8 protein-coding genes are annotated in these 15,570 nt (G+C 72.6%); 2 read left to right on the top strand and 6 right to left on the bottom strand.

What is annotated here, in order from left to right; genetic code table 11:
* The first annotated feature begins 15 nt into the window (after positions 1-15).
* Positions 16-5,574 carry a SpoIIE family protein phosphatase gene (locus tag HF526_RS24230; RefSeq protein WP_169383868.1) on the top strand — a complete coding sequence of 1,853 codons (5,559 nt, stop codon included), beginning with the start codon at positions 16-18 and terminating at the stop codon, positions 5,572-5,574.
* A gap of 52 nt (positions 5,575-5,626) precedes the next feature.
* Here the strand turns inward: HF526_RS24230 and HF526_RS24225 are convergent, their stop codons facing one another.
* The 3 genes from HF526_RS24225 to HF526_RS24215 form a co-directional block, all read right to left on the bottom strand.
* Positions 5,627-6,817, bottom strand: coding sequence for an acyl-CoA dehydrogenase family protein (locus tag HF526_RS24225; protein WP_169383867.1), 1,191 nt, complete (start codon positions 6,815-6,817; stop codon positions 5,627-5,629).
* A 63-nt stretch (positions 6,818-6,880) separates the two neighbouring features.
* Positions 6,881-10,753, bottom strand: a complete 3,873-nt coding sequence (hrpA, locus tag HF526_RS24220; protein WP_338051709.1) for an ATP-dependent RNA helicase HrpA — start codon at positions 10,751-10,753, stop codon at positions 6,881-6,883.
* Between the two features lie 356 nt (positions 10,754-11,109).
* Positions 11,110-11,370, bottom strand: coding sequence for a hypothetical protein (locus tag HF526_RS24215; RefSeq protein ID WP_169383865.1), 261 nt, complete (start codon positions 11,368-11,370; stop codon positions 11,110-11,112).
* A gap of 716 nt (positions 11,371-12,086) precedes the next feature.
* Here HF526_RS24215 and HF526_RS24210 point away from each other — a divergent pair.
* Entirely contained in the window at positions 12,087-12,560 is a 474-nt protein-coding gene (locus HF526_RS24210) for a 2,4'-dihydroxyacetophenone dioxygenase family protein (RefSeq protein WP_169383864.1), read from the top strand.
* 104 nt (positions 12,561-12,664) lie between these two features.
* Here the strand turns inward: HF526_RS24210 and HF526_RS24205 are convergent, their stop codons facing one another.
* The 3 genes from HF526_RS24205 to HF526_RS24195 all read right to left on the bottom strand — a co-directional run bounded on the left by HF526_RS24205 (position 12,665) and on the right by HF526_RS24195 (position 15,533).
* Complete coding sequence (locus HF526_RS24205; protein WP_169383863.1) at positions 12,665-14,116, bottom strand: glutamate synthase subunit beta; 1,452 nt, start codon at positions 14,114-14,116, stop codon at positions 12,665-12,667.
* Between the two features lie 152 nt (positions 14,117-14,268).
* Entirely contained in the window at positions 14,269-14,604 is a 336-nt protein-coding gene (locus HF526_RS24200; protein ID WP_338051707.1) for a Rieske (2Fe-2S) protein, read from the bottom strand.
* A gap of 101 nt (positions 14,605-14,705) precedes the next feature.
* Positions 14,706-15,533, bottom strand: coding sequence for a serine hydrolase domain-containing protein (locus tag HF526_RS24195; RefSeq protein ID WP_169383862.1), 828 nt, complete (start codon positions 15,531-15,533; stop codon positions 14,706-14,708).
* Positions 15,534-15,570 lie beyond the last annotated feature (37 nt).

The following is a 15,570-nucleotide window of genomic DNA, read 5'->3' as shown; positions in this document are numbered from 1 at the left end:
GGAGTGAGGATGCCGTTGAGTGGACCGACTGCGGCAGTGGACGCTCAAGGGCCGGCCGGTTCGATCCGCCGGCTGATCGCCGAGACGGACTGGTCGGGGACAGCTCTCGGACCGATCGAGCAGTGGCCCACCGAGCTGCGTACCGCCGTCGACATCATGCTCGGCTCGCGGCACCCCCTGGTCCTGTGCTGGGGCCCCGAGTTCGCGTTCCTCTACAACGACGCGTTCGTCGCCGGTGCGGGGACCAAGCACCCGGCCGGATTCGGGCAGCCGTGCGAGCAGGTCTGGCCGGAGATCTGGGACACGATCGGCCCGTTGCTGGCGCAGGTGTACACCACCGGTGAGCCGGTCTTCCGGGACGACGACCTCCTGGTCATGCACCGCAACGGGTTCCCCGAGGAGACCTACTGGCGCTACTCCTACGGCCCGATCCGGGGACCGGACGGGCGTGTCCTCGGCATCCTCAACGTGACGAGCGAGACGACCGGCCAGGTCGTCGGCGAGCGGCGGCTGCGGCTGCTGGGGCGGTTGGCCGGGATCGCCCACGAGGTGCGGTCGGTCGAGGAAGCGCTGCGCGAGGTCGGCGCGGTGCTCGAGAACGCCCGGCCCGACGTGCCGTGCGCGCTGCTCTACACCTACGCCGGTGCGGTCGGCGGGCCCGACGACGGGGCGCTCCGACTGGTCGCCTCCGCCGGGCTCGCGGAGTCCCCGGAGGGGTTCGTTCCGCCGCAGGCCGGCGCCGCGCCGGACATCATCGACGCCCCGCCGGAGATGCCCGCCGCGCGTACGGAGCACCCGGTGCGGCAGATCGCCGTCGCGGTGCTGCCGGGCGGCGACGGCTGGCCCTCCGCCCCGCTGGTGCTCGGCGTGCCACCGTGGCTTCGTGTCGACGAGGACTACCGGGCGTTCCTGCGGCTGGTGGTCGGGCACATCGGCACCGCCGTGTCCGCGGCCCGCGCACACGATGCCGAACGCCGACGGGCCGAGACGCTCGCGGCGCTGGACCGGGCCAAGACCGAGTTCTTCACCGGGGTCAGCCACGAGTTCCGGACCCCGCTGGCGCTGATCCTCGGCCCGCTGGAGCAGCTGCGTACCACCGCCGCCCCGGACGTGCGGGCCGACCTCGAGGTCGCGCACCGCAATGCGCAGCGCATGCTCAAGCTGGTCAACAGCCTGCTCGACGTCTCGCAGCTGGAGGCGGGCCGGACCGAGACCACGTTCGTGCCCGTCGATCTGGGGTCGGCCACCGCGGAGCTGGCCGGGCTGTTCCGCTCGGCCACCGAGCGTGCCGGGCTGCGCCTCGACGTCGACTGTCCACCTTCGACGCGTCCGGTCTGGGTCGACCGCGACATGTGGGAGAAGATCGTTCTCAACCTGCTCAGCAACGCCGTGAAATTCACCTTCACCGGCGGCATCACCGTGAGCCTGCGGACCGAGGGCGAGCAGGCCGTGCTGCGGATGGCCGACACCGGCACCGGGATCCCGGCCGAGGACCTGCCGCGGCTGTTCGAGCGGTTCCACCGGGTCCGCGGCGCCCGGGCGCGTTCCCACGAGGGCAGCGGCATCGGCCTCACCCTGGTCCGCCAGCTCGTCGAGCTGCACGGCGGCACCGTGGAGGTGACGAGCACCCCGGACGTCGGCAGCACCTTCACCGTGCGGTTGCCGATGGGCATCGCGCACCTGCCCGTGGAGGCCATGGGCTCGGCGAATGCGGCACCGGCCGTGCGGCCCGCCGCCGGGGTCGAGCCGTTCCTGGCCGAGGCACTGCGCTGGATGCCCGGCGATCCCGACCTGCCGCTCGATCCGGCCGGGACGACGCCGCTGCCGGACGGACCCGGGCACCGCGACCGTGTGCTCGTCGCCGACGACAACCCCGACATGCGCGACTACCTGGAGCGGCTGCTGTCCCAGCACTGGACGGTGCAGACGGTGGCCAGCGGCACCCAGGCCCTGGAGGCCGCCCTCGCCGACCCGCCCGATCTCGTCGTGGCCGACGTGATGATGCCGGGGCTGGACGGCATCGGGCTGCTCCGTGCGCTGCGCACCGACGCCCGCACCGCGGGCCTGCCGGTGGTGCTGCTCTCCGCCCGGGCCGGGGAGGAGGCCGCGGTCGAGGGGCTGGCCGCCGGCGCGGACGACTACCTGGTCAAGCCGTTCTCCGCGCGCGAGCTGCTGGCCCGGGTGGCCAACCACCTGCAACTCGGGCGCACCCGGCGGGCCGCCGAGCTGCGGTTCCGCGCGATGGCCGACTCCACCCCGGCGCTGATCTGGGTGGACGACGCCGGCGGGCACCGCGTGTTCGTCAACCGGGGCTGGCTGGACTTCACCGGCGTCACCGATCCGGCCGCCGAGTTGGGCACCGACTGGCGGGACCGGATCCACCCCGAGGACCGGGACCGCTACCACACGGTCACCGCGGCGGCGGCCCGGCGGGGTGCGCCCTTCGAGGTCGAGTACCGGTTGCGCAGCCGCGACGGCCGCTACCGCTGGGTGCTCGACCGTGGCGCCCCGGTGGGCGGCGGGGATCGGCCCGCGGGTTACGTCGGTGGCTGCCTGGACATCGACGCGCGGCACCGCGAGCAGCGCCGGCACCGCATCTACGCCGGGCTGGGCGACGCCCTCGACGCCGAGCTGACCGCCGACGGCCGGTTGCGGGCGCTGGCCCGGTTGCTCGTGGCCGAGGGCCTCGCCGACATGGTCCGCGTCCATGACGGCGCCTCCGAAGAGGACCTCGTGCTGCGAGCCGTCGCGGCCGTCGACCCGGCTCTCGAATCCGTGCTCTGGCGGCTGGACGGTGCCTCCGAGCTGCGGGGACAGGTCATGCAGACCCGGGAGGCGCGGCTGTTCGGCCTCGCCGAGCTGACCGCGACCCTGACCGGCTCGGATCCCGGGCAACACGCGTCGTGGCAGAGGCTGGACGCGCACTCGATGGTCGCCGCCCCGCTGGTCGCCCGCGGCGGGCTGCTCGGGGTGGTACTGCTCGCCCGGACCACGGGCTCCCCGCCCTACAACGACGAGGACCTCGAGCTGGTCGCCGAGATCGCCCGGCGGGCGGGGGTGGCGCTGGACAACACCCGGCTGCTGGAGCTGGAGCGGGCAGCGGCGCAGCGGCTCGGGATGCTGCACCGGGCGACGGCCGAGATGTCGGCCGCCGCCACGCCCAACGAGGTGGCCCGGATCGCGGCGCAGCACCTCGTCACGCTGCTCGACGCGCCGATCGTGGGGGTCTGGGAGCTGCGGGACGGCTCGCTGGAGGTGCTGACCGGGCAGGGCTGGAGCCTGTCCGCGCAGCGCAGCTGGTCGTCGGTCTCGCTCGACGTGTCGCGTCCGGCGCGGGACGTGGTGCGTACCCGGACGGCGCTGTGGTTCGAGAACGCCGGCGAGTGGCGGCACCGCTTCCCGGACCTGGAGACGTCGGTCTCCCCGATGGCCCTCGCTGCGCTCGGGCTGCTGCCGCTGATGGTCGGCGAGCGCTGCCTGGGTGTGCTCGGGGTGGCCTTCCGCGAGGCACGAACGATCTCGGCCAGCGACCGGGAGGCCGCGGTCGCCGTGGCCGAGCTCGCCGCGCAGGCGCTGGACCGCTCGTATCTGCTGGTCGCCGAGACCGAGGGGCGCCGGGTCGCCGAGCGGCTGGGGGCGGTGGCAACGTCGCTGTCGCGGGCCACCGACCTGGACTCGGTCGCCGCGGTGATCGTCGCGCACGGGCTGTCCGCGGTGGAGGCCGAAGCGGTCGTCGTGCTGCTGGCCGGCGACGGCGGTGCGCTGTACCCGCTGGCCGCGGAGGGCTGGGCGGCCGGGAGCACCGACCTGCCGGAGTCGTTCGCGGACGCCGCGCATCCGCTGGCCCGCGCGGTTCGCTCCGGCGAGCCGGTCTGGCAGGCGGCGCCGGGCCCCCCGGAGTCGGGTGGGGCGTACCCGGTGCACACCGCGGTGCCGCTGCTGGTCGGTGGCCGGCCCATCGGTGCGCTCGGCTTCAGGTTCGCAGGGCGGCCACTGTTCAGCCCGGAACGGCGCAGCTTCGTGCTCACCCTGGCGAGTCAGTGCGCGCAGGCCGTGATGCGGGCCCGGCTGCACCAGGCCGAGCACGAGGTCGCGGTCACCCTGCAGCGCAGCCTGCTCCCGCAGCGGATGCCCGACCTCGACCGGCTCGCGCTGGCCACCCGGTACCTGCCGGGCACGGAGGGAACCGAGGCCGGCGGGGACTGGTTCGACGTGCTCGAGCTCGCCGACGGCCAGGTGGCGTTGGTCGTCGGCGATGTCGTGGGCCGCGGCCCGTCGGCCGCGGCGGTGATGGGCCAGCTGCGCAGCGCGCTGGCCGCGAACCTGGTCAACGGGCAGTCCCCGGCCGCCGCGCTCGAGCAGCTGGACCTGTTCGCGCTGCGCATCGACGGTGCGATGGCCAGCACGGTGGCCTGCGCGGTCGTCGACTGCGAAACCGGGGAACTGCGTTACGCCTGCGCCGGGCATCCGCCGCCCCTGGTCGCCGGCCCTGACGGCGTCCGGCTGCTCATGCAGGGCCGGGGCACCCCGCTCGGCGTGGCCGGGCGGCCGCCGTTCGTCGAGGCCGTGGACCGGATCGAGCCCGGCTCGACGATCCTGCTGTGCTCCGACGGGCTGTTCGAGCGGCGCACCGAGGTGATCGATGACGGGCTCGACCGGCTCATCGACGCGTTCGGGGCGCTGGCCCACGGCCGGCCGGAGGACACCGCGGACGCGCTGCTGGACCGGATGGCGGCCGGTCGGTCCGCCCCGGACGACACGGCGCTGGTGATGGCTCGGCTGCTGCCGCCGCCGTTGCGGCTGCACCCGCCGGCCGACGCCGAGCGGCTGGCCCCGCTGCGCCGCACCGTCTCGACCTGGTGCGCCCAGGCGGGATTGGGCGAGGACGCCCTCACCGACCTGCAGCTGGCCCTCGGCGAGGCCGTGACGAACGCCGTCGAACACGCCTATCGCGCGACCACGCCCGGCGAGGTCGACATCGCCCTGGATCTGCAGTCCGACGGGTCGGTGATCGCCCGGGTCGCCGACACCGGCCGGTGGCGGCCGCCGCCCGCCGACCCCGGCTACCGCGGTCGCGGGCTCGCGCTGATCCGGGAGCTGACCCAGGACGTCGATGTCGTGCCCGGTGAGGACGGCACGGTAGTGCGCTTCCGGCTGCCGCCGGTCCCGCTGGAGCAGCCGCCGACGCTGCCCGGAGGTGTGCTCGGTGGTCCGTCCGGTGAGGACGGCGACCTGGCGCCGGGGCCGACGCGGCTGCGCCGCTGGGCCGACGAGCACACCGTCCGGCTGCACATCGACGGCGACCTGGACCTGGCGGGGGTGGCGACGGTCCGGTCCGAGCTGCTCGACCAGCTCGGGCAGGCCCAGCCGATCACACTCACGCTCGCGGCCGACTGCTACGTCAGCAGTGCGGGGATCGCGCTGCTGTCGGAGGTCGCGCAGCGGGCCCGCGCCGCCGGCAACGATCTCACCGTGGTCACCCCGTCCGGCAGCTCGGCGCGGCGGATCCTCGTCCTCGCCGGGCTCGACCGGGTCGTCACGGTCCTGCCCGTCGAGGAGCCGGGAGTCGCCTGAGGGCCCGTGCGCGGATAACGCTGTTCGGGCGACCATTTCCGCGCACGAACCGTCAGGTGAAGGCGCTGACCCCGGTGATGTCCCGGCCGACGATGAGTGTCTGCATCGTCTCGGTGCCTTCGAAGGTGTGGATCGCCTCGATGTCGGTCCAGTGCCGCACCACGTGGTGCTCGAGCAGAATCCCGTTGCCGCCCAACAGGTCCCGGGCCTCGGCGAGAATCTTGCGGGCGGTGCGGGTGTTGTTCATCTTGGCGAGCCCGGCGACGGTGGAGGAGAGTCGCCCGGCGTTGGCGAGGCGGCCGATCTGCATGCAGTAGAGCTGCATTCCGGTCAGGTCGGCGAGCATGTGCACCAGCCGCTGCTGGACGATCTGGAACGACGCCAGCGGCTTGCCGAACTGCTTGCGCTCCAGCGCATAGCGCAGCGCCGCGTCATAGCCGGCCGTCGCGTGCCCGAGCGCCATCCAGGCACAGATGCCGCGGGTGTTCGCCAGCACCCGGCCGGTGTCGGAGAACGTCCGTGCGTTCACCAACCGGTTTTCCTCCGGCACCCGGACACCGGTGAGCCGGATGTCGGCCTGCCACACCGAGCGCAGCGACACCTTGCCGGGGATGACGGTGGCGTCGTAGCCCTCGGCGGGGGTCTCGACGACGAAGCCGAGGACCTCGCCGGAGTCGGTGTCGCGGGCCCACACGATGACCAGGTCGGCGATCGTGCCGTTGCCGATCCAGCGCTTGACGCCGTCGAGGACCCAGCGGTCGCCGTCGCGCCGGGCGGTGGTCTCCAGCGCGATCGAGTCGGAGCCGTGGTCGGGCTCGGTGAGTGCGAACGCGCCGATCTTCTCCATGGACGCCATCGACGGCAGCCAGCGCTGCTTCTGCTCGTCGGAGCCGCACAGCGCGATCGACTGCATCGCGAGCCCGGCGTGCACGCCGAGGAACGTGCCGAGGCTGCCGTCGCCACGGTGCAACTCCATGTGCACCAGCCCGCAGGCCATCGGGCTCATCCCTGCGCACCCGTAGCCCTCGATGTCCTCGCCGACGACGCCCAGCTCGGGCAACCGGCGGAACAGGTGCCAGGGCAGCTCGGCGCGCTCCCAGTAGTCGCCGATGTCGGGCAACACCTCGTCGTCGACGAACTTGCGGACGGCGATGAAGTGTTCCCACTGCTCAGGGGTGAACTGGTCCCGGACGGAGAAGAAGTCCGTACCCAGCGCCTCGCCCAGGTGCTCGTACTGCGTCATCGCGGCCCTCCACCGGTCCTGGTGGAAATCCTGGCACGCCGGAACGGGTCGTGCACGGGCGCGTCAGCGCGGGAGGGCGTCGATCGCCTTCTGGATCCGCTTGATCGAGATCGGGTACCGAGTGCGCATCGGGTGCGCGTACAGGCTCACCCGCAGCTCCTCGATCATCCAGCGCACGTCGCGCAATGCGGGCGAGGGCTCGATGCCCGGCGGCAGCGCGGCCAGTTCGGCGCGGTACTCGTCGTCGACGATCCGGACCTGCGCGGTCCAGTCGGCGTCGCGGCGCGGGTCCACGCGCAGCTTCTCGATCCGCCGCTCGATGGCTTCCAGGTAGCGGGCCACGTCGGCCAGCCGGCTGGCTCCGGCCGCGGTGGCGAACCCGGGCCCGACCAGCTCGTTCAGTTGCGCGGTGATGTCGGCGGCCCCCGCCTTCAGCAGCGGCGCGGTGCACTCGCCGAGCTGTGCCTGCACCCGGTGCCAGACGACGAGCACGGCGCGCACGGCGTGCAGGACCTCCAGGGTGGCGGCGCCCAGCCGGGCGCGGAACAGCTCCCGCAGCCGGGCGTAGCCCGCCTCGTCCCAGGCCGGGCCGCCGGCGCGGGTGATCAGCGCGTCGGCTGCGGCTGTCACACAGTCGTCGAGCAGCGCGGCGACCCCGCCGTGCGGGTTGCGGGACAGTGCCAGCTTGGCCTTGTTGTCCAGCCCGCGCTGCACCTGCTTGGCCGGTGACGGGGTCTCCAGCAGCAACAGCCGCCGGATGCCGCGCCACATCGCCGGGTCGCGCTCGGCGGCGGTCGGGAACACCCGGACGTCGACGCTCGTGCCGCGGTCGACGAGACCGGGGTAGCCGGTGACGACGTGCCCACCGCGGCGGATCCGGTGCTCGCGCGGCAGCGTGCCCATGCTCCAGCCGGTCAGCCCGGTCTTCTCCAGGTCACCGCCGGCCGCGGCCAGTTCCTCGCGGACCTTCGGCGCGAGCGCGCGGCGCAGCGCCTCCAGATCGGTGCCGGCCGCGACCTCGCGGTTCTTGTCGTCGATGACACGGAAAGTCACGGTGAGGTGCTCGGGCAGCCGGTCGAGCTCCCAGGCCTCGCGTGGGATGTCCACTCCGCGCATCCGGCCCAGCTCACGCTCGAGCCCGTCGAGCAGCGGCTCGTTCCCGGCCTGCAGCCGGGCCAGCACGGCGCGGGCGTGGTCCGGGGCCGGGGCGAAGTGCCGGCGCAGCGTCTTGGGCAGCGTCTTGATCAGCGCGGTGACGAGTTCCTCGCGCAGTCCGGGGACCTGCCAGGTGAACGGCGTCGGGTCGATCTGGTGCAGCGCCGCGACCGGTACATCGACGGTCACCCCGTCGCTGTGGTGGCCCGGCTCGAATGCATACGACAGCGGCAACCGCAGCCCGCCGGCCTCGACGTGGTCGGGGTACGCGGAGCGGTCCACGTTCTTCGCGGCCTCGGTGGCGAGGAACTCGGCCGTGAAGTCCAGCAGCTCGGGCTGCTTGCGGGAGGTCTTCTTCCACCATGAGTCGAAGTGCCGCCCGGACACGACGTGGTCGGGGATGCGCTGCTCGTAGAACGCGACGAGCGTCTCGGAGTCCACGACGAGGTCACGCCGCCGGGCCCGGTGCTCGAGCTCCTCGGCGTCGTCGAGCAGCTCGCGGTTGGCGTGGAAGAACCGGTGCCGGGTGTCCCAGTCGCCCTCGACGAGCGCGTGCCGGATGAACAGATCACGCGAGACCTCCGGGTCGATCCGTCCGAAGTCGACGGTGCGGTTCGCGACGATCGGGATGCCGTGCAGGGTGACCCGCTCGGTGGCGACGGCCGCGGCGCGCTTGCGTGACCAGTGCGGTTCGGAGTACGTCCGCTTGACCAGGTGCCCGGCCAGCGGCTCGATCCATTCCGGCTGGATCTTCGCGACGGTGCGCGCCCACAGCCGCGAGGTCTCGACGAGCTCTGCGGCCATCACCCAGCGCGGCTGCTTCTTCGCCAGCGCCGAGCCCGGGAAGATCATGAACTTGGCGCCGCGGGCACCCAGGAACTCCCGGGCGTCCGCCTCGCGCAGGCCGACCTGGCTGAGCAGCCCGGACAGCACCGCCGAGTGCACGCGGTCCGGTGAGGCTTCGACGTCGTTGAGCGTCATGCCCGCGTTGCGGGCCGCCGAACGCAGCTGCCCGTGCAGGTCCTGCCACTCCCGGATGCGCAGGAAGTGCAGGAACTCGTCGCGCAACAGCCGGCGGAACTTGTTGGACGACAACGCCTCGCGCTGCTCACCCAGGTAGTTCCACAGGTTGAGGAAGGCCAGGAAGTCCGAGCCGTCCTGCGCGAATCGGGCGTGCTTCTCATCGGCGGCCTGGCGCTGCTCGGTGGGCCGCTCGCGCGGGTCCTGCACCGAGAGCGCGGCGGCGATGACGAGCACCTCGCGCAGGCAGCCGGTGCGGTTCGCCTCGACGAGCATGCGGCCCAGTCGCGGGTCGACCGGCAGCCGGGACAGCGCCTGGCCGACGGCCGTGAGCGCGCGCTGCCCGTTCTCCAGCGCCCCCAGCTCATGCAGCAGGGCCAGGCCGTCGCCGACGGCCCGGGAGTCCGGCGGCTCGACGAACGGGAACTCCGAGATCTCACCGAGGTCCATCGCGATCATCTGCAGCACGACCGAGGCGAGGTTCGTGCGCAGGATCTCCGGGTCGGTGAACTCCGGGCGTGCGTCGAAGTCGTCCTCCGAGTACAGCCGGATGCAGATGCCGTCGGAGGTCCGTCCACATCGGCCGGCGCGCTGGTTGGCGCTGGCCTGGGAGATCTTCTCGATCGGCAGCCGCTGCACCTTGAGCCGCCGCGAGTACCGTGAGATGCGAGCGGTGCCGGTGTCGACGACGTACCTGATGCCGGGGACGGTCAGCGACGTCTCGGCGACGTTGGTGGCGAGCACGACGCGACGACCCGGGTGGGGCGCGAAGACGCGGTGCTGCTCGGCCGTGGAGAGCCGCGCGTAGAGCGGCAGGATCTCGGTGTTCCGGAAGTCCCGCTTGGCCAGGGCGTCGGCGGTGTCCCGGATCTCGCGCTCACCGGGCAGGAACACCAGGATGTCGCCGGGGCCTTCGCGCTGCAGCTCGGCCACGGCGTCACCGATGGCCTCGAGCTGGTCGCGGTCGGGGTCGGCGTCCGGGTCGTCGGGGTCGACGACGGGCCGGTAGCGGATCTCCACCGGGTACGACCGGCCGGAGACCTCGACGATCGGGGCCGGCTCCGCGGGCGTGCCGAAGTGCCGCGCGAACCGCTCGGGGTCGATCGTCGCCGAGGTGATGACGACCTTGAGGTCCGGGCGGCGCGGCAGCAGCCGGGTCAGGTAACCCAGGATGAAGTCGATGTTGAGGCTGCGTTCGTGCGCCTCGTCGATGATCAGCGTGTCGTACTGGCGCAGCATCCGGTCGCCGGCCAGCTCGGCCAGCAGGATGCCGTCGGTCATCAGCTTGACCAGCGTGTGGTCGCCGACCTGGTCGGTGAAGCGCACCTTCCAGCCGACGGCGTCGCCGAGCTCGGTGCCGAGCTCCTCGGCGATGCGCGCGGCCACGGTGCGGGCGGCCAGCCGGCGGGGCTGGGTGTGCCCGATCATCCCGCGGACGCCCCGGCCGAGCTCCAGGCAGATCTTCGGGATCTGCGTGGTCTTCCCGGAACCGGTTTCACCGGCCACGATCACGACCTGGTTGTCGCGGATCGCGGCGGCGATGTCCTCTCGGCGGGCGGTGACCGGCAGCGTCGCCGGGTAGGAGATCGGCGGGACCGACGCACGGCGGCGCTCGAGACGGTGCTCGGCGGTGGCGACGGACCTCTCGATCTCGGCGTGCGTGTGCCGGTTGCGGCTGCGCCGCACGCCGTCGAGGCGGCGACGTAGCTGGTGGGCGTCACGCAGGCCGAGCTGGGCGATGCGCGCGGACAGGTCCGCGATCGCGCCGTCGTCGAGGGGTGCCTCCCCGCCGGCGCCTTCGGGGAGGCTTGCGGGCGGCCCGGCGGGCGCCGCACCACGCTCCGGGCGCCCGGCAGTCACGCCTTCCTGCGAGCGGTGGCGAGTTCCGCGTCGTCGGGGGCGGCGCGAGCGACCGGTGCGCTCGGACTGGGGAGTGGCGTCGGTGGGCAGCTCCGAGCCGGTCCGGCCCGCAGGTTCGGTGATGTGTGACCCGGCGTCGGGTCGAAGCGGGGCGCGATCGGGCCCCGCGGCGGTGGCGTCGGCCTGCGCTGGGCGCACATCAGCGGCCCGGGCCGCGAAAGAGGACATCGTTCTCGCAGTGTGCCTGGCTCAGGCGCTCAGGCCGAGCGCAGGGTGGGTGTGATCTCGTCAGCGACGGGTTCGTCGGCGGCCGGGTGCTCGACGAGAGCGAGTACCCGGTTGGCCAGGAAACGCGCCGTGCGGACGGTGCTGCCGCCCCGGGTGACCTCGCTGACCTCGACCACACCGCGGCCGTGGGCGACGTCGACCCGACGCCCGGCGCGGGTGGCTGTGATGTCGTAGCTGCGGGTGGTGCCGCTGCCTGCGTCGATGACGATCTCGACTCGGTCGCCCTTCATGGTGCTGCTGTCCTCGCCTCGGAGAAGAAGTAGTACGGGAATCCGGATCGGGCGCCGGTCGCCTCTCGGCGCGCAGGCCGCTCGCAGCGGCGATTCTCAGATGGGACCCGGGGACACGGGTCGCCCGATCCGGACGCCTATCTCAACCGTGACAGGGCCCTGAACATTCCCGGTCCCAGCGGCGAGGTAGGTGTCCGAGCCGGGCGCTGGTCGCCTCGCGGCGAGTGGTGCACCGCGGCTCCAGCCGGACGGTATTCCGCGGCGGCTCTTATATATGAGACCCGGGGACACAGGTCGCCCGGCCCGGACAGGGGGTACAACAGGCGGCCCCCGTGGATCATTCCCGCCCCGGCGACGTGGCGTCGGTCACTGCCGGCGAGGGTGGCTGGTGTCGTCTCGTGGACGCGAGTCCTGGCGGCCCGGGGTGCCGGGATGCCCGGTTCGCGGTTTCGGGGATGCGAGCCGGGCACAGTGGGGACTCGCCCAGGCGATAAGTCAATCCGAGAAGTTCAGGCCGTTTCCGTTATATGGAACGATTTCCGGTCCTGTGGGTGCCCGTTAGCGGATCATTCGGGCGATCCATCGCCGTCTGTGCGGGTTGCGGCTCTTGACGAGCGGTCGGGGCTGAATATGTTCGATCGAGTCGGTCAATGGAGATCGGCTGGTTGGACGGGCTCGACAGCGTCGGCCGTCCGTCGAGAGAGGCGGTGTCATCCATGGCTGAGGACAGAATCCAGCGTGACAGTCTCCACAACGCCATGCTTGAAGACCGGTCGGTGAAGACCGCGGATCTAGCCTGGGTTCCCTTCTGTGAGGGCATCTCCTTCAAGTTGCTGCGGGTCAGCCCCGAGACCGGGGCCTGGACCGTGCTGTTCCACGCCGACGCGGGCGCGGGCTTCGACCGGCACAAGCACCTGGGGCCCGCCGAGTACTTCATGATCTCCGGACGCATGGAGATCCGTGGCGGTGAGGAGGCGGGTGGAACCACTGCCGTGGCCGGCGACTACGGCTACGAGGCCAATGGAATGCTGCATGACTGGACCAATTTCCCCGAGGAATCGGTCTTCTACTTCACCAACATCGGCCCGCTGGGCTTCCTCGACGACGACGACAACGTGGTCGGGGTCCTCGACTGGCAGGGCGTTGTGGCCATGTCCTCGGCGCCGGCCGCTCAGGCGGTGAGTGCCTGACATCGCGGTCGGTCGCAGTGATGCGGCCGATGGGCGGGGTGGCTGCCGGGCAGGGTGTGGTTGTCCATCGGGGCAGCCGCAGGGTGAGGCGGCCATCCCGCCGCTCAGGCGATGGGCCGGTCGGTCGGCCGGATCGGACGAGGCAGGACGTCTCGCCCGGTGAGCAGGGCGTCGACGCCGGCTGCAGCGGCGCGGCCCTCCGCGATCGCCCACACGATGAGCGACTGCCCGCGGCCCATGTCACCGGCGACGAAGACCCCCTCGACGCTGGACATGAAGTTCTCGTCGCGGGCGACGTTGCCGCGCCCGTCGAGGTCCACGCCCAGATCGGCCAGCAGCCTGCCCCGCTCGGGGCCGACGAACCCCAGTGCCACCAGCGCGAGCTGTGCCGGGATCTCCGTGGTTCCGCCGGTCGGGTGGAACACCTTGTTCTCGTCGCGGAACCCCTCCGCGGTCCTGATCCCCCGGAGCCTGCCGTCGGAGTCACCGAGGAACTCGAGGGTGTCCACGGAGAACAGGCGCGCACCGCCCTCCTCCTGCGCCGGGGCCGTCCGATAGATCCCCGGGTAGGTGGGCCACGGCATGTCCTCGGTGCGCTGGTCGGGTGGCCGTGGCCGGATGTCGAGGTGCGCCACCGACCGCGCCCGCTGCCGGTGGACGGTGCCCAGGCAGTCGGTTCCGGTGTCGCCTCCTCCGATGATGACGACGTCCTTTCCCACAGCGGTGATCGGGGAGACCTCGACGTCGCCTTCCTGCACCCGGTTGGCCCAGGTCAGGTAGTCCATAGCCGGGTGGACGCCGTCGAGCTCGCGACCCGGTGCGGGGAGCTCGCGCGGGGCGGTGGCGCCCCCGGCCAGGACCACCGCGTCGGAGCGGGACCGGAGTTCGTCGACGGTGAGGTCGACGCCGACCTCCAGACCGGGGTGGAAGATCGTGCCCTCGGCCCGCATCTGCTCCAGGCGCCGGTCGAGCCGATGCTTCTCCATCTTGAACTCCGGGATGCCGTAGCGCAGCAGCCCGCCGATCCGGTCGGCCCGCTCGCAGACCACCACGTCGTGGCCGACCCGGGTGAGCTGCTGGGCGGCGGCGAGCCCGGCCGGGCCGGAGCCGATGACTGCGACCGTTCGACCCGTCCGCGTCTTCGGCGGCAGCGGCGTCACCCAGCCCTGGCCCCAGGCGTGGTCGACGATCTGCAGTTCGACCTGCTTGATCGTGACCGGGTCACTGTTGATCGCCAGCACACACGCGGCCTCGCACGGAGCAGGACACAGCACCCCGGTGAACTCCGGGAAGTTGTTCGTGGCGTGCAATCGCTCGCTCGCCTCACGCCAGTTGTCGCGCGCGACCAGATCGTTCCACTCCGGGATGAGGTTGCCCAGCGGGCAACCCTGGTGGCAGAAGGGGACGCCGCAGTCCATGCACCGTCCGGCCTGCCACCGCAGCCCCTCGTCCGGCAACGGCTCGTAGACCTCGCGCCAGTCCTGCAACCGTAGCCCGACCGGGCGGCGGCGCGGGGTCTCGCACGGGGTGCGGAGGAACCCCCAAGGGTCGCCCATGGCCGCCTCCCGTTTGGCGACGCCTGCGTCCGCATTGAATGTGAATCGGTTGCGACACGGTGCACCCATCGGCGGCCCGGTGGCAAGGGCGCGCTTGCATGAGCCGATCGGTGACGTCGCGATGTTCACGGGGCGCGGCCGGACGGGCGCGATCAGCCGAGGTGGATCGAGCCGCCGGTCACGGTGATCGGGTGCCGGGGCAGCGGCGCCGGCGCCGGTCCGCCCGCGACCGAGCCGTCGGTGATACGGAAGCGGCTGCCGTGGCAGAAGCAGTTGATCGTCCCGGCGGCCACGGCCCGGACGCTGCAGCCCTGATGGGTGCACGTCGTGCTGAACGCGAGGAACACCCCAGGGGCCGGCTGGGTGATCACGACCCCGCGCTCGGGGAAGATCACGCCACCACCCACGGGGATCGCCTCCGTGGTGGTCAGCGGGCCGGTGGTGCCGGCGTCGTCGGTGACCATGGCCTGCTCAGGAGGTTCGCCCACTGATCGGCCAGCTGTCCCGATGCGTCACCCACCACAGGGTAGGCCTCACCCCGCGTTGTGGAGACATAACGCGCTCGCCCCCGCCGCGCGCGGCCGGCGTGCTACAGCGCCGCGAGCACCCGGTCGGTGAACGACGTCCATGCCTCCATCGCCCACGACCCGAAGTCGCGGTCGGTCAGCCCCACGCAGGCCACCCGTGCCGCCGGGTCCACCCACAGGAACGTCCCGGACTGGCCGAAATGGCCGAACGTGCCCGGCGAGCTCGTCGTCCCGGTCCAGTGCGGCGACTTGCCGTCGCGCAGCTCGAAGCCCAGCCCCCAGTCGTTGGGCTGCTGCCGGCCGTAGCCGGGCAGTACGCCGTCCAGGCCGGGGAACGCCACCGTGGTGGCCTCCGCGAGGGTCGACGGCGCGACCAGCGTGGGGGCCTGCAGCTCGGCGGCGAACCGGGCGAGGTCGGCCGCCGTGGAGACCGCGCCGGCGCCGGGCGAGCCCTCCAGCCGGGTGGCCGCCATGCCGAGCGGTTCGCACACGGCCTCGTGCAGATAGTCGGCGAAGGCGATCCCGCTGGCCGCCGCGATGGTGTCGCCCAGGACCTGGAAGCCGGCGTTGGAGTAGATGCGCCGGGTACCGGGCCGGGCCTGCACGTCGTCGGAGTCGAAGGCGAGCCCGGAGACGTGCGCGGCGAGGTGGCGCACCGTCGAACCCTCCGGCCCGGCCGGCTGGTCCCACTCGACGGCGCCCTCCTCGACGGCGATCAGCGTCGCGTACGCGCTGAGCAGCTTGGTCACCGAGGCCAGCCGGAACGGCCGGTCCTGCTCACCCGCAGTGGCCAGCACGGATCCGTCGGCGGCCGCGAGCACTGCGGCGGCATGGCCGACCGGCCAGTCGAGCACCCCGGAGACCGCTGATTCGAGCGTGCGCGCGTCCATCCGGCCATCCTGCCGAGTCCGGAGCCGGGATACTCGC

The organism is Pseudonocardia acidicola, assembly GCF_012911935.1.
GTDB lineage: Bacteria > Actinomycetota > Actinomycetes > Mycobacteriales > Pseudonocardiaceae > Pseudonocardia > Pseudonocardia acidicola.
Note: the sequence above shows the minus strand (reverse complement) of the source record. Positions and strands in the feature narration are given on the sequence as shown.